At 43.1% G+C, this 20049-nt stretch carries 19 protein-coding genes; 6 read left to right on the plus strand and 13 right to left on the minus strand.

All coding sequences use genetic code 11. From position 1 onward, the window contains the following. Nucleotides 1-125 precede the first annotated feature (125 nt). The gene (locus tag ACNO7B_RS17115) at nucleotides 126-500 is read right to left on the minus strand and encodes a response regulator (protein ID WP_003214681.1); all 375 of its coding nucleotides are present in this window, start codon (nucleotides 498-500) and stop codon (nucleotides 126-128) included. Nucleotides 501-680: 180 nt separating this feature from the next. On the opposite strand from ACNO7B_RS17115, the gene ACNO7B_RS17120 reads away from it, so the two are divergent. Further along, complete coding sequence (locus tag ACNO7B_RS17120) at nucleotides 681-1211, plus strand: DUF2529 domain-containing protein (RefSeq protein WP_008343445.1); 531 nt, start codon at nucleotides 681-683, stop codon at nucleotides 1209-1211. 41 nt (nucleotides 1212-1252) lie between these two features. Here ACNO7B_RS17120 and pyrG read toward each other — a convergent pair whose 3' ends face one another. Both pyrG and rpoE read right to left on the minus strand, forming a co-directional pair. Next, nucleotides 1253-2860, minus strand: coding sequence for a glutamine hydrolyzing CTP synthase (gene pyrG / locus ACNO7B_RS17125; RefSeq protein ID WP_017360053.1), 1608 nt, complete (start codon nucleotides 2858-2860; stop codon nucleotides 1253-1255). A 238-nt stretch (nucleotides 2861-3098) separates the two neighbouring features. Continuing rightward, a complete protein-coding gene (rpoE, locus tag ACNO7B_RS17130) occupies nucleotides 3099-3635 on the minus strand; it encodes a DNA-directed RNA polymerase subunit delta (protein ID WP_035389808.1) in 537 nt (178 codons plus the stop codon). Between the two features lie 377 nt (nucleotides 3636-4012). Here rpoE and ACNO7B_RS17135 point away from each other — a divergent pair, with 377 nt between their 5' ends. After that, nucleotides 4013-4486 (plus strand): DUF2798 domain-containing protein, encoded by a 474-nt coding sequence (locus tag ACNO7B_RS17135; RefSeq protein WP_417901867.1) that lies wholly within the window; start codon nucleotides 4013-4015, stop codon nucleotides 4484-4486. On the opposite strand, the gene ACNO7B_RS17140 is transcribed toward ACNO7B_RS17135, so the two are convergent. From ACNO7B_RS17140 to ACNO7B_RS17165, 6 genes are all read right to left on the minus strand, one after another. Beyond that, on the minus strand, nucleotides 4487-4684 hold the full coding sequence (locus ACNO7B_RS17140; protein WP_034647437.1) for a hypothetical protein: 198 nt from the start codon (nucleotides 4682-4684) through the stop codon (nucleotides 4487-4489). It abuts the gene before it with no gap. 132 nt (nucleotides 4685-4816) lie between these two features. Then, nucleotides 4817-5959 (minus strand): acyl-CoA dehydrogenase, encoded by a 1143-nt coding sequence (locus ACNO7B_RS17145; protein WP_417901739.1) that lies wholly within the window; start codon nucleotides 5957-5959, stop codon nucleotides 4817-4819. Between the two features lie 16 nt (nucleotides 5960-5975). Next, nucleotides 5976-7088 (minus strand): acyl-CoA dehydrogenase family protein, encoded by a 1113-nt coding sequence (locus ACNO7B_RS17150; RefSeq protein WP_417901740.1) that lies wholly within the window; start codon nucleotides 7086-7088, stop codon nucleotides 5976-5978. An 11-nt stretch (nucleotides 7089-7099) separates the two neighbouring features. Beyond that, a complete protein-coding gene (locus tag ACNO7B_RS17155; RefSeq protein ID WP_417901741.1) occupies nucleotides 7100-7963 on the minus strand; it encodes a 3-hydroxybutyryl-CoA dehydrogenase in 864 nt (287 codons plus the stop codon). Nucleotides 7964-7982: 19 nt separating this feature from the next. Then, nucleotides 7983-9158 (minus strand): acetyl-CoA C-acetyltransferase, encoded by a 1176-nt coding sequence (locus tag ACNO7B_RS17160; protein WP_417901742.1) that lies wholly within the window; start codon nucleotides 9156-9158, stop codon nucleotides 7983-7985. Between the two features lie 103 nt (nucleotides 9159-9261). Then, the gene (locus ACNO7B_RS17165; protein ID WP_417901743.1) at nucleotides 9262-11373 is read right to left on the minus strand and encodes a (Fe-S)-binding protein; all 2112 of its coding nucleotides are present in this window, start codon (nucleotides 11371-11373) and stop codon (nucleotides 9262-9264) included. 143 nt (nucleotides 11374-11516) lie between these two features. Between ACNO7B_RS17165 and cls (ACNO7B_RS17170) the strand changes: the two genes are divergently transcribed. From cls (ACNO7B_RS17170) to ACNO7B_RS17180, 3 genes are all read left to right on the plus strand, one after another. Continuing rightward, a complete protein-coding gene (cls, locus tag ACNO7B_RS17170; RefSeq protein ID WP_138826616.1) occupies nucleotides 11517-12713 on the plus strand; it encodes a cardiolipin synthase in 1197 nt (398 codons plus the stop codon). 12 nt (nucleotides 12714-12725) lie between these two features. Next, complete coding sequence (uvsE, locus tag ACNO7B_RS17175; protein ID WP_138826618.1) at nucleotides 12726-13688, plus strand: UV DNA damage repair endonuclease UvsE; 963 nt, start codon at nucleotides 12726-12728, stop codon at nucleotides 13686-13688. A 73-nt stretch (nucleotides 13689-13761) separates the two neighbouring features. Further along, nucleotides 13762-14016: a general stress protein gene (locus tag ACNO7B_RS17180; RefSeq protein WP_138826620.1), complete on the plus strand. Its 255-nt coding sequence runs from the start codon at nucleotides 13762-13764 to the stop codon at nucleotides 14014-14016. Nucleotides 14017-14046: 30 nt separating this feature from the next. Here ACNO7B_RS17180 and ACNO7B_RS17185 read toward each other — a convergent pair whose 3' ends face one another. The 4 genes from ACNO7B_RS17185 to cls (ACNO7B_RS17200) all read right to left on the minus strand — a co-directional run bounded on the left by ACNO7B_RS17185 (nucleotide 14047) and on the right by cls (ACNO7B_RS17200) (nucleotide 18808). Further along, nucleotides 14047-15045, minus strand: a complete 999-nt coding sequence (locus ACNO7B_RS17185) for a S66 peptidase family protein (RefSeq protein WP_326110038.1) — start codon at nucleotides 15043-15045, stop codon at nucleotides 14047-14049. A 71-nt stretch (nucleotides 15046-15116) separates the two neighbouring features. Beyond that, entirely contained in the window at nucleotides 15117-15359 is a 243-nt protein-coding gene (locus ACNO7B_RS17190) for a hypothetical protein (RefSeq protein WP_039962997.1), read from the minus strand. A gap of 125 nt (nucleotides 15360-15484) precedes the next feature. Further along, on the minus strand, nucleotides 15485-17200 hold the full coding sequence (locus ACNO7B_RS17195) for an ABC transporter ATP-binding protein (protein WP_041091393.1): 1716 nt from the start codon (nucleotides 17198-17200) through the stop codon (nucleotides 15485-15487). A gap of 105 nt (nucleotides 17201-17305) precedes the next feature. Continuing rightward, nucleotides 17306-18808: a cardiolipin synthase gene (cls, locus tag ACNO7B_RS17200; RefSeq protein WP_025208143.1), complete on the minus strand. Its 1503-nt coding sequence runs from the start codon at nucleotides 18806-18808 to the stop codon at nucleotides 17306-17308. 151 nt (nucleotides 18809-18959) lie between these two features. Here cls (ACNO7B_RS17200) and ACNO7B_RS17205 point away from each other — a divergent pair, with 151 nt between their 5' ends. Beyond that, nucleotides 18960-19928 carry a S66 family peptidase gene (locus ACNO7B_RS17205; protein ID WP_417901744.1) on the plus strand — a complete coding sequence of 323 codons (969 nt, stop codon included), beginning with the start codon at nucleotides 18960-18962 and terminating at the stop codon, nucleotides 19926-19928. The last annotated feature ends 121 nt before the right edge of the window (nucleotides 19929-20049 follow it).

A 20049-nucleotide genomic window follows, 5' to 3' on the forward strand; every position in this document is an offset into this window, starting at 1 on the left:
CCTAGCATGACCAGAATTTCTCGCCATATGTAAACTTTCAAAGTCAGATCGCTTTCTTCTTCTTATCTAGAATACCAATTATTCGACAAATCGGCAACAGAATGACTTGATTCAATCATTTCCATCTAGCCATTTGTTTCGAGCGGCAAGTATTCTTTGACTGCATCACGGATTTCATCAATATCAAATGGTTTAGCAAAATGCGTTAATGCACCGAGCTCTTTAGACTCTTGAATCATATCTAGTTCGCCATAAGCTGTCATAATGATCACACGGATGTCTTCATCAATTAATTTCATGCGTTTTAAAATCTCAATGCCATCCATTCCGGGTATCTTCATATCAAGCAGGACGAGGTTTGGTCTATGGTTTTTCACAATATCTAATGCCTGTAGTCCATTAGCGGCTTGAAAGGTTTGATAGCCTTCTTTATGAAACACTTCATTCAGCAATATTCTAATACCGTACTGATCATCGACAATTAAAATTTTCTCATTCATCTGTTACACCCCATTGCTTTCATTTTTCGCCATAAAAAGAGCTGTTGTTAAATAATTCTGTTTGATTTTCACATTTCCTTTAATTATAATAGTTTACTTTACGACATTTTCTGAGCATTTTTCCTAATATTCTCTTTATATTCTATTATAAAATGATCTGACAGAAGGAGGAAATGAGTCTTGTTAAAAATTTTCACTACCCAATTATCAGGTATTTTTTCACGTATTGGAGATAAGCAGGCCGAAGCGATCGAAGACGGTGCACGCCTTCTTGCTCAGGCCGTTGTCAGTGGACATGCCGTGTATTTTCATGGCAAGAATGAACTGGCGGCTGTAGCCTTAGAGGCATCCGAGAGCAAGGAGCCGTTTCCGGGTGCGAAGGTTCTGCCGCTGGATCAAAAGGAGCGCAGCTTACTTCATCCAAGTGACAGGGTGCTTTTATTTTATTCAGATCCAGAAGATCAAGAGATTCAATCCCTTGTCAAAGAGCTGCACGAACAAGGCACACCTATTGTCGGTGTCGGCCCTGCACAAAAGGAGACATCATTTATTGAAGAGCATTGTGATGTCCACATTGATTTTCAGCTCAAAAAACCACTTGTGCCTGCTGAAGATGGAACAAGGTTCGGCTATCCTGCACTGATGACCTGCTTATATGTCTACCATGCTCTATCGTTTACTGTGAAAGAAATCGTTGAGGAATATGAATAAAAAAACTGCCGAGAAGATGATATTCTCGGCAGTTTTTTGTTTTATTTTGATTCAGATGCCTGTAGTGAAGCACCAACGAAATCTCTAAATAACGGCTGTGGTCTTGTCGGTCTTGAAATGAATTCTGGGTGGAACTGAGAAGCAAGGAACCATGGGTGATCCTTCAGTTCAATGATTTCAACAAGGCGTCCGTCTGGGCTTGTACCAGAGAAGACAAAACCTGCTGCTTCCATTTGCTGTCTGAATTCGTTATTAAACTCATAGCGATGACGGTGGCGTTCGTACACGACTTCGTCATTGTATGCAGCAAATGCTTTTGAGTCTTCGTTTAATTTACAAGGGTATAGGCCGAGGCGAAGTGTTCCACCTAAGTCATCAACATCCTTCTGTTCTGGAAGAAGGTCGATGATTGGGAATGCTGTTTCTGGATCAATTTCAGCGGAATGTGCTCCCTCTAAACCTAGTACGTTTCTCGCATATTCGATAGATGCGACTTGCATACCTAAGCAGATTCCGAAGAATGGCACTTTGTTTTCGCGCGCATATTGTGTTGCAATGATTTTCCCTTCTACTCCGCGGTCTCCGAAGCCTCCAGGAACAATAATGCCGTCTACATCTTGAGCGAAATCAGCCATATTTTCTGCTGTGACTTCTTCTGCGTTGATCCATTTGATTTGAACATCCGCATCAAATGCATAGCCCGCATGACGAAGTGATTCAACGACAGAAATGTATGCATCTTGCAGCTCAACATATTTCCCTACTAGACCAATCGTAACTTGTTTTGAAAGGTTTTGTACTTTATCAACAAGCGCCGTCCACTCCGTCATGTCCGCATCTTGACAGTCAAGCTTCATGTGCTCACATACAAGCTTGTCTAATCCTTGTTTTTGTAAATCAAGCGGAATCGAATAAAGGGTATCTGCATCCTGACATTCGATGACTGCTTTCGTATCAATATCACAGAATAGCGCAATTTTGTCCTTCATGTCTTGTGCCAATGGCATTTCAGTTCTGACCACAATGACGTTTGGCTGAATACCTAGACTACGAAGTTCTTTTACACTATGCTGTGTTGGTTTTGTTTTCAGTTCGCCTGCTGCACGGATGTAAGGAACAAGGGTACAATGAATGTACATCACGTTTTCACGGCCGATGTCACTCTTCATTTGACGAATCGCTTCAAGGAATGGAAGGGATTCGATGTCTCCTACTGTTCCACCGATTTCTGTAATGACCACATCTGCACCCGTTTCTTTCCCGGCACGGTACACACGGTCTTTGATTTCATTTGTAATGTGGGGAATAACCTGTACTGTTCCACCTAAGTAGTCACCGCGGCGCTCTTTTTTCAGGACTGTAGAATAGATTTTACCAGTTGTGACGTTGCTGTATTTATTCAAGTTAATATCAATGAAGCGCTCGTAGTGACCTAAGTCAAGGTCTGTTTCAGCACCGTCGTCTGTAACAAATACCTCACCGTGCTGGTATGGACTCATTGTCCCTGGGTCTACGTTGATATATGGATCAAATTTTTGAATGGTGACATCCATCCCTCTATTTTTCAGAAGGCGGCCTAACGATGCAGCCGTGATCCCTTTTCCAAGTGAGGAAACAACTCCTCCTGTTACAAAAATATACTTTGTCATTTCGTATGCTCCTCTCTTTTTTACCCTTGCATGACTAGACATGCACAGCTTCATCCTTTTAGAGTGTATCCCTAAATCTCTTGAAAAATAAGAAAGCTCCCTTTCAAATAAATGAAAGGGAGCGTAAATGAACGTATCTTTACGTACTCTTTTTTAGAGAGCCCAAAATACATACTACATAGTTCGCTCTGGAAAGTCAAGACGGTTTTGTCCTGTTTTCAGGACCGGTTTGTGAGGGTTATTTGTCTTCCTCATCATCGTCTAAATCGTCTTCATCAATTTCCGTTAAGCCGTCATCATCTTCATCATCATCTTCGTCGAAGTCTTCTATCTCTTCATCGATTTCTTCATCATCTAGGTCAAGGTCCTCGTCGTCTTCAACAAGATCAAGATCTTCTTCAAGCTCGTCGATTTCTTCTTCTTCTTCAATATCATCGAAGTCTTCTTCAACGACAGCAGCTTTTGTTTTTTTCTTTTTCGCTTTTGTTTTCACAGCTGGCTGAACTTCTTCTTCAATTTGATCAACTGGATACCAGCTGCGAAGTCCCCATCTCTGATCACCTAACGAAATAAAGCGGCCATCTATATTTAAGTCTGTATAAAATTGAGCAAGTCGATCATCAAGATCAGATTTTTGTATCCCTTGCAAACGGACCATTTCATCTATTAACTCGGAAAACGTAATCGGCGTTTTGCTGTCTCTGAAAATTTCATAAGCAAGTTCAACTAAAGACATTTGTTTGAGCTGTTCCTGTGAGTATTCTTTCAAACTCAAGGTCAGACACTCCCTTTCTATTACATGTATGTATCCATTTATCAGTGAAATAATAAGTATTTATACCTTATTCTTACGACAAACCATACCTCTCATTATAAACAAATTAGGGGAGTTTATGCCACCTTTATTGATGTTAATTTTTGATTTTTTCACAAGAGGAGCCTCTAGCGGTCAATCATTTGTGACGAATTGGCACAATTCATGTGTGAAGCACACGTTTTGCATGCTTTTTTGTCTTCTCTTTTGATGAATACAAAGTCATTTACTCTTCTTAAAAAAGGGGAATTATTCCTTCACAAAATGTTCACTTACGACGAATTGAAACAGAAATCTATAATAAATAGACTAATTTTGAGAGGTTGATCGAATTGCCAATGACAAAAAAAGAAGAAATACAATTTGGTGTCTTGATGTGTTTTTGTATGTTTTCAGTGATGTTCTTTTATAATTTATTTCTAAATGGACAGCTTGGACATATGACATGGTTAGAAGGTGTACTCACCTATGTGATCGGTTTTGCCATCACGTTGTTGATTGAGATGTGTATTGTTGGGCCTTCAGCAAAAAAAGCAGCCAACCGTTTTGCCCCAAAAGGCAAGAAAATCTATTTTATTCTCACTCTTTCTATCTTTATCGTGTTTGGGATGGTGTGTGTCATGTCTTTATGCGGATTTGTCGTTCAAAGCATCAGCACAGGATTTCAAACACAATCGATTCTATCTGATTACTTAACGATTTTCGGTCATAATGTCATGTTGGCGTTCCCTTTGCAGCTTTTGATTATGGGACCACTTGTCCGTTTTGTTTTTTTCAAATGGGTGAAATTAAAACAGTCCGCAGCGGTTTAGTTACAGCTGGATATTCTGAATGAGTGAAAAAACCAAAGGTACGGTGAATAAAGTGCCCGCAGACACGAGTACAATGAGTTTTCTGCGGCTGTTTTCTTTTTCTTCCTTCCTTTTTGGAGACTTTGAAAGCTCTGTGGAGACCATAATCCATATGATCATCGTGACGATTCCTAAAATGCCAATAAATGTTGTGTTCATCATGATAACCTCCATTTTGGTTCTTTTTCCAATTTTACCATAACGATCAAGTAATATGAGATCACATTGGAGAGGATTTCACATTTGAGACAAAAACAGACCACCTCACATCAGGTGGTCTTTGCTTCGTTTCTACATATCTAGCAGTTTCCGTGAGATGACCAGCCGCTGGATTTCTTGTGTACCTTCATAGATTTGAGTGATTTTCGCATCACGCATGTAGCGTTCGACTGGGTAATCCTTTGTATAGCCGTATCCGCCGAAGATTTGTACAGCTTCTGTCGTCACCTTCATGGCTGTATCACCGGCAAAAAGCTTGGACATAGCTGATTCTTTCCCATACGGAAGCCCTTTCGTTTCAAGCCATGCTGCCTGATAGGTGAGCAGTCTTGAGGCCTCAATTGCCGTTGCCATATCCGCTAACTTAAAAGCAATGCCTTGCTGCTGAATAATTGTTTTACCAAATTGTTTGCGCTCCTTTGCGTAATTGACTGCTGCATCCAGAGCACCTTGAGCAATACCAACAGCTTGTGCCGCAATACCGTTTCTGCCGCCGTCAAGTGTCATCATCGCTATCTTAAAACCTTCGCCTTCTTGACCAAGCCGGTTCCTTTCGGGTATACGACAGTCTTCAAAGATGATTTCTGTCGTTGGCGATGAGCGGATGCCTAGTTTGCTTTCTTTTTTGCCGATTGAGAAGCCTTGCGTCTCTTTTTCTACGATAAAAGCTGTTGTATTACGGGATGAAGGATCCTTATCAGTAACAGCAAACACAATATAATAATCCGCAATGCCTCCATTGGTAATAAAAATCTTCGCCCCGTTCAAGACGTATTCATTCCCTGCTTTTACTGCTGTTGTTTTCATTCCGCCAGCATCTGAACCCGAGCCGCTCTCGGTCAGTGCGTATGCGCCGATCTTCTGTCCCTCTGCAAGCGGCTTTAAATACGTCTCCTTTTGCTCATCTGTTCCGAATGTATAGATTGGCCATGAGGCGAGTGATGTGTGAGCAGATAGGGTGACGCCTGTTGAGGCGCACACTCGCGAGAGCTCTTCAACCGCTATGACATAGGCCAAATAATCACTACCAATCCCCCCATTTTCTTCTGGCCAAGGGATTCCCGTTAAACCAAGCTCCGCCATTTGACGAAAAATAGCGGGATCATACGATTCTGTTTCATCTCGCTCTGCTGCTGTTGGCTCCACTTCATTTTTCGCAAAATCTCTCACCATTTTTTGTATCATTTCGTGTTCGTCACTTAATTGGAACTGCATCATGAGCCACCTCACTTCATATTAGCTGTTTACAAATAACCAGCCTTTGTATTTCACTTGTTCCTTCATAAATCTCACAAATTTTCGCATCACGAAAGTACCGCTCTGCTCGGTATTGCTTCGTGTAACCGGCTAGACCAAGCAAATGGATGACTTCTGTACTAATATCAACCGCTGTTTTAGATGCAAACAACTTCGCCATCGACGCTTCCTTCGTGACAGGGCGATTGGCCTCTTTATAAGAAGCCGCTTGATAGACAAGAAGTTTTGCCGCTTCCAGCTTGGTGCCCAGATCGCCCAACCGAATGGTCGTTTCAAGGCCAGCTGGATGCTGCTTTAAATACGTGACCGCCTCAGCTAATGCGGCTTCTGCAATGCCAAGGCTTTGAGCCGCAATGCCGATTCTCCCCGCATTTAAGCTAGACATGGCAATCCGAAAGCCATCTCCTTCTGCACCGAGCAGCTGTTTTTTTGGAATTCGAACACCGTCAAAATGAAGTGTGACTGTTTTTGATCCATGCAGACCCATCTTCTTCTCATCTTTTCCGATCGTAAATCCTGGTGTCCCCTTCTCCACAATGAACGCTGATATATTTTTCTTAGCAGAAGTAGGGTCTGTCACGGCAAATACAAGATAGACTTCCGCTTCACCGCCGCTTGTGATAAAAATTTTCGTTCCATTTAACACATAGTGATCGTCTGTGCGCTCTGCTTTCAACTGAATACTAGAGGCATCTGATCCTGCCTTCGGTTCAGTTAGACAAAAGGCGCCCAGCTTCTGCCCAGACGCAAGCTTGGGAACGTAGGATTCTTTTTGTTCAGTTGTTCCAAACGCCAAAATCGGCATCGTCACAACAGATGTATGAACGGATACAATGACACCGATGGTTGCACTTACTTTGGATAATTCATGAATCGCCATGATATAGGTTGTGAAATCTGCCCCTAATCCGTGATACTTATCTGGGATCGGAATGCCTAAAAAGCCTTGCCGACCCATTTCAGCTAAAAGCGTTTTCGGGAACACGCCCTGTTCCATCGCTTCTATTTCAGGGAATACATGCTGGCGTGCAAATTCTGCTACTCGTTTTCTCCAAAGACGTTGTTTTTCTGTCAGCAACACATCCATCTTGACTCCCCCTATGAGTGGTCGTGGTAAGTGTAAAAACCTCTCTTTGTCTTTTTGCCCAGCCAGCCTGCGTTCACGTATTTTTTCAAAAGAGGACAAGGTCGATATTTGCTATCTCCAAGACCCTCGTGAAGGGTATTCATAATAAATAAACAAGTATCGAGCCCGATGAGGTCGGCAAGACGAAGCGGGCCCATTGGATGGTTCATTCCAAGCGTCATGATGCCGTCAATACTTTCTACATCTGCCACGCCTTCATAAAGGGTATAAATGGCTTCATTGATCATCGGCATCAAAATGCGATTTGACACAAACCCAGGGAAGTCTTCCACTTCTATTGGGGTTTTGTCTAATGTCTTGGCGGTGTCAAAAACAAATTGGTACGTGGCATCATCCGTTTGTAGCGCACGGATTACTTCCACAAGTTTCATCACGGGAACTGGATTCATAAAATGCATGCCAATCACTTTCTCAGGCCGTTTCGTCACGGCTGCTAATTCTGTGATCGACAAGGAAGACGTATTTGACGCAAATATCGTGTCATCAGGTGCAAAATGATCGAGGGTTTCAAAGATTTGTTTTTTGATCTTCATTTGTTCAGATGCGGCTTCAATCACTAAATGCGTCTGCTGTACATCCTTTAAATCAGTTGAAACAGCCAATCGCTGTGTAATATCACGGACTGCCTGATGTGCCAGCTTTCCTTTTTCTGCTCGTTTCGTCAGTTGTTTGGTCATAGAGGAAATGGCTCGATGAATCTGCTCCTCTTCCGTATCATGGAGCAGGACGGTATAACCTGACTGTGCAAATACTTGGGCAATACCCGAGCCCATTTGACCAGCCCCAACGACCATGACGGCCTCTTCTATACTCATGACAATGAACGCCTCCTTTTTAATCCACCTTGATCATGATCGCATCACCTTGACCCCCGCCGCTGCAAATCGCCGCAATGCCGATCCCCCCGCCTCTTTGTCTGAGTGCATGGATCAAGGTCAATATAATACGTGTTCCGCTTGCTCCAATCGGGTGACCAATCGCGACTGCCCCTCCGTTCACATTCATTTTCCGCCGATCCAGCCCAAGCATTTTTTCGCATGCCAATGCAACCGCTGAAAAAGCCTCATTGATTTCAAACAAATCAATATCCTCTACTCGCTTCCCTGTTTTCTTTAACACTTTTTCGATGGCATAAGCTGGTGTTTTCGGAAAGTCCTTTGCCTCTACTGCTACTTGCGCATGCCCAAGCACAACTGCCAGAGATTTTTCACCTAGCTGCATGGCGTATGTGTCTTTCATTAATAGAAGCGCACTTGCACCATCATTGATACCCGGTGCATTGCCAGCGGTAATCGTACCTGCCTGATCGAAAACGGGCATCAGTTTTGACAAACGTTCATATGACGTATCACGCCGCGGGGCTTCATCTTCTGAAATCAGCTGATCTCCTTTTTTATTCTTGACGGTAACGGGGATGATCTCTTTTTTAAAAAAGCCGCTTTTTTGCGCCTCAATGGCTCGTTCATGACTTCTTAACGCCCAAAGGTCTTGTTCTTCTCGTGTAATGCCAAGCTCTTTCGCCGCCATGCTTCCATACTCACCCATATGAACACCTGTAAACGAACAGGTTAATCCATCTAAAATCATGGCATCTTGTACAGCACCATCTCCCATTTTGTAACCCCATCGTGCTTTTTTCAGAAGATAAGGAGCATGAGACATGGATTCCATACCGCCTGCCACGATCACATTGGCATCTCCCGCTCGAATGATTTGATCGGCTGTCGTGACACTGCGCATTCCTGAAGCACAGACTTTGTTGATGGTTTGCGTCGGAACCGACCAAGGGAGATCTGCATGTCTAGCTGCCTGTCTTGAAGGAATTTGACCTTGTCCTCCTTGAAGGACACTACCCATGATGACTTCATCCACTTCATGAACATTTGAGGCTCTTTCCAGCGCAGCTTTTATCGTCATCCCGCCTAATTCTGCAGCAGTCAAACGACTTAAAGTTCCACCTATTTTCCCAAATGGTGTTCTCGCTCCAGATACAATGACCGTCGTGCTCATTTCTTTCCCCTCCTATTTGTTACCGCTTACATAAATGCTAGACAGCTCATAAAATATCGGTGTCCACTGGCCGATGAACAGTCGATCCATCGGCCTGACACCTTTATGAAGCCTGCGTTCTCGTTTCGCCAAACACTGATTTTTCAAGAAGTTCTGCAACATCAAATGTGCCGACCTGCTCTTCTACTTCCTTCGCTTTCGTCCCATCCCCAAGCATGGTTAAACAATATGGGCATCCTGAGCTGATGATGGATGGCTGTACCTGTAAGGCCTGCTCCGTCCTCGCTGTGTTAATTCGAGTACCTGTCTCTTCTTCCATCCACATTAAGCCGCCGCCGGCACCGCAGCACATCCCCGATTCACGATTCCGTTCCATTTCTTTCAGTGTCACACCCGGAATGGAATTTAATATATCTCTTGGCGGATCATAGACCTCGTTATATCTGCCTAGGTAGCAAGAATCGTGGAAAGTAATGACCTCGTTCACTTCATGAATAGGCGTTAATTTTCCCTCTTTTACTAGCTCTGCCAGTAATTCTGTATGATGATACACCTCTGCCTCGAGCCCGAAGTCTGGGTATTCATTTTTAAATAAATTGTAAGCATGCGGATCGATCGTGACGATTTTGGTTACGTCATTTTTTTGGAATTCTTCGATGTTTTTTGCAGCAAGCTCTTGGAACAAAAATTCATTCCCAAGTCTTCTCGGTGTATCGCCTGAGTTTTTCTCTTTATTGCCTAGGATAGCAAAAGAAACCCCTGCTTCATTGAGCAGTTTTGCAAAGGCAAGAGCAATCTTTTGGCTTCTATTGTCATATGCCCCCATCGATCCAACCCAGAATAAATAGTCAAAGGTCTGATCTGCTTTTTTCAGCTCTTTCACTGTCGGTACGTGCACATCTTCTCTTAGTTCACGCCAGTTTTCTCTTTCTTTTCGGTTCAATCCCCATGGGTTCCCTTGGCGCTCGATGCTTGTCATCGCACGCTGTGCATCTGCGTCCATTTTTCCTTCAGTCAGCACTAAGTATCTGCGCATATCAATGATTTTGTCGACGTGTTCGTTCATGACAGGACACTGATCTTCACAGTTTCGGCATGTCGTGCATGCCCAGATTTCTTCTTCTGTAATGACCTCACCAATGAGAGAAGGATGATACATTGCGCTCGCCGCAGATTCTTCCGCTCCAGCTCCCCTTGCCTGCATCGCCAGCTGATTTCCTGTCGTCTGTTTGAAAGCAAGCTGCGGAACCCACGGTGTCTTTGAAGTAATGGCAGCCCCTTTATTTGTTAAATGATCTCTTAATCGTAAAATCAAATCCATTGGAGACAGCATTTTCCCTGTCCCTGTCGCCGGGCACATATTCGTACAGCGCCCGCACTCCACACAAGCGTAAAGATCGATCAGCTGAGATTGACGGAAATCTTCAATTTTCCCAACGCCGAACGTTTCTTGTGTCTCATCTTCAAAATCAATTTTTTGCAGTTTGCCTGGCGGGTCCAATCTGCTGACAAATACGTTGACCGGGCCAGCGATGAGATGGGCGTGCTTAGACTGCGGGACGTACACTAAGAACGTCAGTAAAATAAGAAGATGCACCCACCATGCGACATAGAACACAATTGTTGCCGCAAGTGGTGACAGCCAGCCTAGCAAGAAAGCAATGCCGGAAGCAATGGGCTCAGTTGCTGATAGTGAGTGCCCATGCCAAATGATGTTCATTCCGTTTCCCAGTAATACGGTCAGCATCAATCCGCCAATAAACAAAAGGACAAGCCCTGACTTAAAGCCCCTTTTTAAACGGACTAACTTCTCGACATATCTTCTATGGAACGCCCAAACCACCGCCACTAAAATGAGAAGTGTGACTACCTCTTGGAAGAACGTAAAGACACCGTAAAGCGGACCTAATGGTAGCCCGCTGTCTGGAACAAGTCCCTTCATAATAAAATCAAGGGCTCCGAACTGCACTAAAATAAATCCATAGAAAAACAGCACATGAATGATGCCGCTCTTCTTGTCCTTGAGCAGTTTCTTTTGCCCAAACACATTCACCCAAACACGTTCTAAGCGTTTTTTCATGTCTTTCTGAAATTCTTCTTTTTTGCCAAGACGAATATACGCCGCTCGTGTTCGAATGAGATAAATAAACAAATACACAGCGTAAGCGGTCACTGCCGCAAATGCAATTAAGTTAACAATTAAAAGGCTATTCATCTTGCTCCCCCTTTCATTCCCCAAAACCCACTTTGTTCCGTTTCCATGTTGTACCTCTATCATAAATAATGAATGAGTATTCAGTCAATATTTTTTGCCCATTTGGGTACACTATCGTCATATGTAAAAAAGGAGGAACCTTCATGATCGCATGGATCATTCTACTCGTCGTCTTCGTCATTGTTCTACTTGTCAGGCTAGATCTTTATATAGGGAGAAAATATTTTTCTACCCATGCTTTTGAACGGTCTTTTGACCAAACAAGCGGCGATGCAGCCTTTTATCATGATGGCGAACCACTGTTTGATCAGCTGCTTACGGATATACAGCAAGCCTCTTCTTCTATTCATATGATGTTCTTTATTGTAAAGAACGACAAGATTGGGCAAAGGATTCTGCAAGCACTTAAAGCGAAAGCAGAGCAAGGTGTTTCGGTTTTTTTGCTCACTGATCGGTTAGGCTCCTATCCATTTGATCAAACATCCATTCAGATGCTAGAAAAAAGCGGCATTCAATTTTACTTTTTAAACAAACCACGTTTTCCTTTTTTCATTTATCGTTTGAACATGAGAAATCACCGGAAGATCACGGTGATCGATGGGAAGATCGGCTACATTGGCGGGTTTAATATCGGCGATGAATATGTAGGGAAAAACGGCAGGTTTGGCATTTGGAAAGACTATCACCTGCGCATGACAGGACAGGTTGTCGCAGACCTCCAGCATGTGTTTCTGAATGATTTGTACCACTCATCTGGTATTCAACAGCTGCAATACGAGGTTTTTCCTACACTGGAACCGGGAACATTACAGTGCACTACACGTGCGACGGCAGGTTTTTCTTTAGAGGCCTTATTTCTTCACGATATTCAACAGGCGAAAAAGCAAATCACCATCTGCACGCCCTATTTTATTCCATCTGCTCCTCTTCTAAGCGCCCTTCTTGACGCACGGAAGCGAGGCGTGACTGTCGACATCATCATCCCAATGAAGGCAGATCACCCGCTTGTGAAAGAAGCTGGATTTCATTATTTGAAAGATCTGATTGCTGCTGGATGTCTTGTGTATCGTTTTTATAAAGGGTTTTATCATGCGAAAGCCATTCTCATCGATCATAGCCGTTGTATGATCAGTACGGCGAACTTTGATAAACGAAGTTTGTTTTTCAACGAAGAAGTGGATGTGGCCATTGATGATCCCGCCTTCACCGCACATGTAGAGGACAAGATTCGTGAACACATGGAAGTATCAGAACTGATGACTGAAGAAAAATACAAACAGCGCCCACTTCTCACGCGTCCAATGGAGTGGATAGGCGCCCTGTTCTCGTATTTTTTATAAAGGAGTTGACCTATGCGTTATCGATTTGGTTATGTATCCAACGCTGTCACTTTATGGGAAGCTTCACCTGCCAAGTCGCTGACCTTTGCAAGATACAGTAAGCTCTCAAAGGAAGAGAGGACAGAGGCTCTATTGCGAACGACGAAAGCCAACCTCGTCAATACATTAAGAACGCTTTATTTTGCGATTGCCCATGATATTCCGCTTTACCGTTTTTCAAGCTCGATTGTCCCGCTCGCCACCCATCCTGAGGTGCGGTGGGACTTTGTGACACCCTTTCGCAAAGAATTTCTAGAGATTGGTCAACTCGTAAAGCGGCACGAATTACGAGTGAGCTTTCACCCCAATCAATTTACTCTATTCACAAGTCCAAAGCCATCCATTACAGAAAACGCCGTCATTGATATGACCTATCATTATGAAATGCTTGAGGCCATGGAGCTTGAAAAGGAAGGCTATATGAATATTCATGTCGGAGGTGCATATGGCGACAAGGCATCTGCTTTACAGCGTTTTGATGAAAATATAAAGCAGCTGCCTGCACATATCAAAGCGAGAATGACGCTTGAAAATGATGACAAAACCTATACGTCATTAGAAACGCTTGATGTTTGTGAAAAGCATGGCATCCCGTTTGTATTTGATTACCACCATCACATGGCAAACAAAGATGATGATGCGGCGCTTGATGACATTTTGCCAAGAGTGTTTGACACGTGGGCAAACACTGGCATACCGCCTAAAATCCACTTATCCTCACCAAAATCAGAAAAAGCGATACGGAGCCATGCGGATGGAGTGGAGATGTCGTTTGTATTGCCACTTTTTCAAGCTTTAAAGCCGTATGGTCGTGATGTGGATTTTATGATTGAGGCAAAGAAAAAGGATCAGGCTTTGCTCCGTCTTGTTGAGGAGCTGTCAGCGATCAGAGGCAATCGGCGGACGGGCGGAGGCACCATTGAGTGGAAATCGTAGAGAAAGGTTTACCTCTATCACAACGGGGGTAACAAAGCTATTGTGAGAAAGTATTTAACAGGAGGATATGAAGATGTCACAAATCTATTCAATCCGAATTGCTGCGAAAGCATTGAATTTACATAAGCTTATTTCTCTATACGAAAAGTGCCAGCACGCTCAGCATCGTTTATATGTATATTCTAAAAAAACAATGTGCAACATTAAGAACATCGTAGAGCTAGAAACCTTTAGGCTCACTCATTTAGACTCAGACTATTTAATCGTGGTAGAAGGAAAAGAGGCACAAGACCTTCTACAGCCATTTGAAAAAGAACATGCTTCGTAAAGAAGAGCAGCATTAGAGCTGCTCTTTTTTCTATATCCAAGCTTCTGTCAGCCAAACCTCACCTGACGTTGCATTCATTTTCACTTGTGTACCGATTGGCATCGTGAGCATCGGATGCGTATGGGCACTGTCAAATTCCGCAATGAGCGGCCTCTTTGTATCTCCCAGTACTTCAAGTAAAAGATCGTGCGGCCTTTTGCCCGTTCCTTCATCATCAAACAGCTCATGTTTCCCTAAGAGGATACCAGATACCCGTTCAAACACACCATTTATCTTTAACAGAGAGAAGTTCTTTTCGACGGTGGAGGCGGTTTTCATACAATCTTCAATGAGAAGGATATCGCCTTTTTGGATTTGAGGCATGAATTCACTTCCCCATATGCCATACATGGCATTTAGGTTCCCGCCGATCAGTCTGCCTTCTGCCTGCCCTTCAATGACGCACATCCAATCGTTTGGACGTTTTTCTTTGTCTCGTATTTTCTCTTCCCAGTTGATCCGTTCGTCCGTCCAGAAGGGCGGTTTTTTCACCTGATACGGGATGGGCTGCGGATGAATGAGAATGTCCTCGAAAGATTGATATGTATGATTGACAAATGGTTCAAACTCTCCAAAAGACGGCACAAGTGCAGGCCCGTAAAAAACAGGCAGACCCGTTTTTTCATAAGCCGCTAAAAGAATTGCCGTCGCATCTGAATAACCAATCATGATTTTCGGATGCTTTATCAGCAGCTCAAAGTCGAGATAAGGAAGCAAACTATTCGAGTTCGTCCCCCCAATCATTGACATGATACAGGACAAATCTTCTCTGGCCATCAGCTCATTCAGCTCAGCTGCTCGTTCTTGAATCGTTCCCGAACGATAGTGATCCTCTTTCCCTGTTAATGATCCTGGTACCACAATGAATCCTTTTTGTTCAAGCCATTCCTTCGCCCGCTCATACCTAAGAGGCGAGGTGGCAGATGCTGGACTTGAGGGAGAATAAATACCTATTTTATCGCCCTTCTGTAAATGCCGAAGCCCCTTCATTCCATCAGATCCTTCCTACACGAGTTTTTACTATCCTAGCAAAAAAAGCCCTTTTTCAAAAGGGCACAGATTTAATATAAGAGCTTAAACAGCCCAAACAATATGACAGCAAAACTGATGGCCAGCATCGCAAATATCTTTTTTCTGCTCAGAGAACTGTCTATGACGTTTACTCCCGTGTTGATGCCAAACAAAATCATTCCCACATAAAAAAAGACTGGATTGAGTCCAGCGGGAATGATTAAGATAAATAAGCCAACGAGCGTCACGTAGTGAATGCTTTTGATCATGACTGTTTTTGCCGTTTCACTCAAGCCATCCTCTCCTTTTGAATCCAATTGCCTTATAGTATATCAACATTCCATTTAAATGGAAAAGAAGATTTTATCCTATCAAAAAGAGCCCAGCTTCATAACTGGACTCATTCAATCACTTCTCTTCAATGACCAAACTGCGCTTCATGCAGTCTGCTATAGACGCCGCCCATTTGGATTAAGTCTTGATGGCGGCCTTGTTCTTCAATGCCTTCCTCTGTCACGACGATGATTCGGTCTGCATGTTTAATTGTCGCAAGGCGGTGAGCAATGACGAGTGTCGTCCGGCCGACTGCCAGTTCGCTTAGTGCGTCTTGGATTGCTTTTTCTGTTTCTGTATCAAGTGCTGACGTCGCTTCATCCAAAATAAGAATAGACGGGTTTTTCAAAAACATCCGTGCAATTGACAGACGTTGTTTTTGACCGCCGGATAGCTTAACGCCGCGTTCACCAATGACCGTATTCAACCCTTCTGGGAAACGCTGAACGAGCTCCTCTAAATGGGCACGTCGCACCGCCTCCCAAATGTCTGCATCACTCGCTTCTAGGTTGCCGTACGCAATGTTTTCACGAATGGTGCCTGAGAATAAAAAGACATCCTGCTGCACAATGCCAATCTGCTGTCTTAACGAGGACAAGGTCATCGATTTTGTGCTCACACCATCAATGGTGATGTCTCCTTCGTCCACATCATAAAAACGAGGCAGCAGACTGCAAATGGTCGATTTCCCCGCTCCTGATGGACCGACAAACGCAACAGTTTCCCCTTGTTTGATCTTCAAGTTGATATCCTTCAATACATGACTGTGCTCATCGTAGCCAAATGTCACGTTTCGATACTCAATTTCACCTTTCAAGCCGTAAATATCACGTGCTCCTTCTGTATCCTTCACATCTGGCTCTGTTTCAAGCAAATCGACATAGCTTTTAAAACCGGCAATGCCTTTTGGATACATTTCAATCACCGTGTTGATCTTATCAATTGGTCTGAACAACACATTTGTGATCAAGACAAAGGCGATAAATCCACCTGCCGTTAATTGACCTTGAAGGACAAACCATGTACCTGCCAGAAGGACAAACAGCGTCACAAGCCTTGTGAGAATATAGCTGATCGATCCGTTGACCGACATAATTTTATAGGAAAGAAGTTTCGCTTTTCGAAAGCGGTTGTTGTTTTCAGCAAAGCGCTTTTTCTCAAAATGTTCATTTGCAAAGGCTTGAACAAGACGAATACCGCCAATATTGTTCTCAACCCTTGCATGAAAATCTCCAATGTCATTGTTGAGTTGTGTAATTGCCTGTGTCATTTTTTTATTAAAATGAAGGGCTAACCAGATGATGACTGGCATAATCAAGAAGGTTAAAATGGCAAGCTGCCAGTTAATCATGAGCATGACGGCAAAGGCGCCAAGAATGGTCATAATCGCAATAAACAAATCCTCAGGTCCGTGATGCGCCACCTCTCCAATGTACATAAGGTCATTTGTCATCCGTGACATGAGTTTACCTGTTTTGTTATTATCGAAAAATTTGAAGGACAGACGCTGAAAATGATCAAATAGCTTTTTTCGCATATCGGTCTCAATATTAATGCCAAGCATGTGCCCCCAATATGACACGATAAATTGCATCACTGAGCTGAGTGCGTAAATGACAAACAGCGCAAGTGCGGTCCAGGCAATGACCGTCCAGTTACCTGTCGGCAGTAATGTATCAATGAAGTAGTTCACGATCAGCGGGAAACCGAGTTCCATGAGTCCGACGGCAACAGCGCAAAAGAAATCTAAAAAGAACAGACCACGATAGGGCCTGTAATAGGCAAAAAAGCGTTTTAGCATATGTAAAAGAACCTCACTTCCTCTATAATTGATAATCATTTTCAATTATAGAGGAATCATTATCGAATTACTAGATCAGGAAATGATTTCTTCCCCTGGATTCCCTCACAATACACCTGAAAACAATCGCGCAAACGATTCCTTTAAACGTTCCTTTAAGCCCCTTTTATAAAAATGAACCGGCCCCATTTGCTCACATTCTTTCATATCTTCCTCATAATGAGCCATCAATTGCTCGATCGGTTTCTTTGCCGCTGTAAAGACATTGACCTCAAAATTGAGTTGGAAGCTTCTCATATCAACATTGGCCGTTCCGACAGAGGCAAGTTCTCCGTCTGCAATCATGACCTTTTGATGCATGAAACCTTTTTGATAGTGATACACCTTGATGCCCTCTTTCAAAAGCTCAGAAAAATAAGATCGTGTGGCGTATTGCGTGAGAAATCCATCATTAATCTCAGGCACCATCACACGCACATCCACCCCTCTTGTCGCCGCAATTTTTAACGCTGTGCGAATAGATTCATTTGGGACAAAATAAGGCGTCGCAATCCAGACAAATTGCTGTGCATTCGAAATGAGCGCATCGTATAAATCACTCATACTTTCCTTCATATCAGGTCCAGTCGGCACGACCTGAATGACATCTTCTCCTGTCACAGGATGCGGGGTGTGATATTTCGGATCATCAATTAACACTTCATCTGATACATACTCCCAGTCCAGCATAAAAATGGAGTGAAGTGTCTGAACGGCTTCACCCTTTAACATCGTATGCGTGTCACGCCAAAAGCCGATGTTTTCATCGCGTCCTACATATTCCTTCCCGACATTGAGCCCACCAACAAATCCTGTTTCTCCATCAATAATCACAATTTTTCGGTGATTTCGGAAATTGAATTTTTGATTAAAGAATCCGTATTTTAATGGCAGAAAAGGAGCGACTTTTATCCCCGCCTGCTTCAATCGTTTAATATCTTTTCGTGAGAAGCGAATGCTGCCAGCCGCATCATAGATGAATCTGACCTCTACTCCTTCTTTCACTTTTTCAATCAGGATCTCCATCATCCGGTGACCGAGAAAATCAGATTTGAACATGTAATATTCTATATGGATGAACGTTTTTGCCTTTTTTAATTCTTCAAAAATACGTGGAAAGGTTTCCTCTCCATTCTTTAAAATCTCCATATCACTATTTGTATTTACATGCATACCTGTTGCTTTTTCTGTGTAATGAAAAAAAGCACGCTGATTATCGGTTAAACGCGTCTCATCCGGCTTACTCTCAAGCTCTGATATTCTGCGTAATTTTTCTCGGTTATACATTCTCTTTGATTTAAACAAATGTCCCTTGACATATAGCTGTCCTGAGAACAAATAAAACATATAGCCGATGATCGGGAAAAAGATCAGTACATACATCCATAACAGCGTGTGCTGTGATGTCCGGTTCTCTAGCATAAGCGAGATAATACTAAATAAAATGATGGCGATGTAACTAGCTGCATAAAGCTGAAAACCCCACGCTGGAACCGGCCACCAAAACACCACATATGCCCCGAATATCATGAAATATAAAAATAGAAATTCCAGTCTCCTCTTTTTCACATTCTCCGCCCTCATTCTGTCTTTTTCTTTTCCATACCCTTTGCACAGCTCGTCTGAAACGCACGGTTTGCTGCTTTCTTTTAGCTTTTACAGACTGGAGCGTTTTGATCCGATATAATGGAAACTATGTGAAGGAAGGGACGAATGACTTATGCGTACACCATCTGCTTTAAAAAAGGGAAGCCACATTCGGGTAATTGCTCCAAGCCGAAGTGCCAGCATTTTATCAGAAGAAGGAATGGCTCAGGCGAAAAAACGTTTAGAGGCAATAGGGTTCACTGTTTCTTTTGGACAACACGTGTTTGAATGTGATCTGCATTCCTCTTCTTCTATTGAACACCGTCTATCTGATCTACATGAGGCATTCTCAAATGATGAAGTCGACGGCATTTTGACAGCAATCGGCGGCTTTAACTGCAATGAGCTTTTGCCTTATATAGATTATGATTTGATCCGTCAGCACCCAAAAGTTCTTTGCGGCTACAGTGATATTACCGCACTTGCAAACGCCATTACCGCCAAATGTGACATGGTGACGTACTCAGGTCCTCATTTCTCCAGTTTCCATATGGAACAAGGACAAGAGGAACAGACAGCCATGTTTCAAGCGTGCCTGATGAGCAGCGAGCCATTTGATTTCACCCCTTCTACAAAGTGGAGTGATGATGCGTGGTATCTTGATCAAGCAAATAGGCAGTTTCATCCGACAACATGGGGGATTTATCAAGAAGGAACAGCTGAAGGCACCTTGTATGGCGGAAATCTTTGTACACTGAACTTACTGCAAGGGACACCCTTTATGCCTCGCATCAAGGATGCCATCTTATTTGTAGAAGATGATGACTTGGTCTTTCCTGAAATGTTCGCCAGAGACCTTGCCTCGCTCTTGCAGCATGCCGAATCCATTAAAGGGTTAATCATCGGACGTTTTCAAAAGAAATCCAAGATGACAGAGGAACATTTGAGGTTCATTCTAGATAAGCACCCAATGCTTCAACACATTCCAGTGATTTATGATGTCGATATCGGACATACACAGCCGGTATTCACCTTACCGATTGGCGGGAGTGCAGAGCTATCCTGCTACGACGGACAAATCCAATGGCGTGTTCATGCATAAATAAAACCTAAAAAGCACCCTCATATGAGGGTGCTTTTTCTATGCATTTATGTCTTTTTAAAATTTTTTTAGAAAAAGTGATCCAACCCTTCATCCTCTTCGTTAAGTAGATGTAAAAAGA

This window comes from Bacillus sp. AK25 (assembly GCF_048270685.1).
GTDB lineage: Bacteria > Bacillota > Bacilli > Bacillales > Bacillaceae > Bacillus > Bacillus altitudinis.

What these genes read in the sequence shown, in the direction of transcription:
- ACNO7B_RS17195 (WP_041091393.1), bottom strand. Translation starts at nt 17,200, where the DNA reads ATGCTAAAACGCTTTTTTGCCTATTACAGGCCCTATCGTGGTCTGTTC.
- ACNO7B_RS17145 (WP_417901739.1), bottom strand. Translation starts at nt 5,959, where the DNA reads ATGCAGTTCCAATTAAGTGACGAACACGAAATGATACAAAAAATGGTG.
- ACNO7B_RS17180 (WP_138826620.1), top strand. Translation starts at nt 13,762, where the DNA reads ATGTCACAAATCTATTCAATCCGAATTGCTGCGAAAGCATTGAATTTA.
- ACNO7B_RS17205 (WP_417901744.1), top strand. Translation starts at nt 18,960, where the DNA reads ATGCGTACACCATCTGCTTTAAAAAAGGGAAGCCACATTCGGGTAATT.
- uvsE (WP_138826618.1), top strand. Translation starts at nt 12,726, where the DNA reads ATGCGTTATCGATTTGGTTATGTATCCAACGCTGTCACTTTATGGGAA.
- ACNO7B_RS17160 (WP_417901742.1), bottom strand. Translation starts at nt 9,158, where the DNA reads ATGAGCACGACGGTCATTGTATCTGGAGCGAGAACACCATTTGGGAAA.
- ACNO7B_RS17155 (WP_417901741.1), bottom strand. Translation starts at nt 7,963, where the DNA reads ATGAGTATAGAAGAGGCCGTCATGGTCGTTGGGGCTGGTCAAATGGGC.
- ACNO7B_RS17165 (WP_417901743.1), bottom strand. Translation starts at nt 11,373, where the DNA reads ATGAATAGCCTTTTAATTGTTAACTTAATTGCATTTGCGGCAGTGACC.
- cls (WP_138826616.1), top strand. Translation starts at nt 11,517, where the DNA reads ATGATCGCATGGATCATTCTACTCGTCGTCTTCGTCATTGTTCTACTT.
- ACNO7B_RS17135 (WP_417901867.1), top strand. Translation starts at nt 4,013, where the DNA reads ATGACAAAAAAAGAAGAAATACAATTTGGTGTCTTGATGTGTTTTTGT.
- ACNO7B_RS17185 (WP_326110038.1), bottom strand. Translation starts at nt 15,045, where the DNA reads ATGAAGGGGCTTCGGCATTTACAGAAGGGCGATAAAATAGGTATTTAT.
- ACNO7B_RS17115 (WP_003214681.1), bottom strand. Translation starts at nt 500, where the DNA reads ATGAATGAGAAAATTTTAATTGTCGATGATCAGTACGGTATTAGAATA.
- ACNO7B_RS17140 (WP_034647437.1), bottom strand. Translation starts at nt 4,684, where the DNA reads ATGAACACAACATTTATTGGCATTTTAGGAATCGTCACGATGATCATA.
- ACNO7B_RS17150 (WP_417901740.1), bottom strand. Translation starts at nt 7,088, where the DNA reads ATGGATGTGTTGCTGACAGAAAAACAACGTCTTTGGAGAAAACGAGTA.
- pyrG (WP_017360053.1), bottom strand. Translation starts at nt 2,860, where the DNA reads ATGACAAAGTATATTTTTGTAACAGGAGGAGTTGTTTCCTCACTTGGA.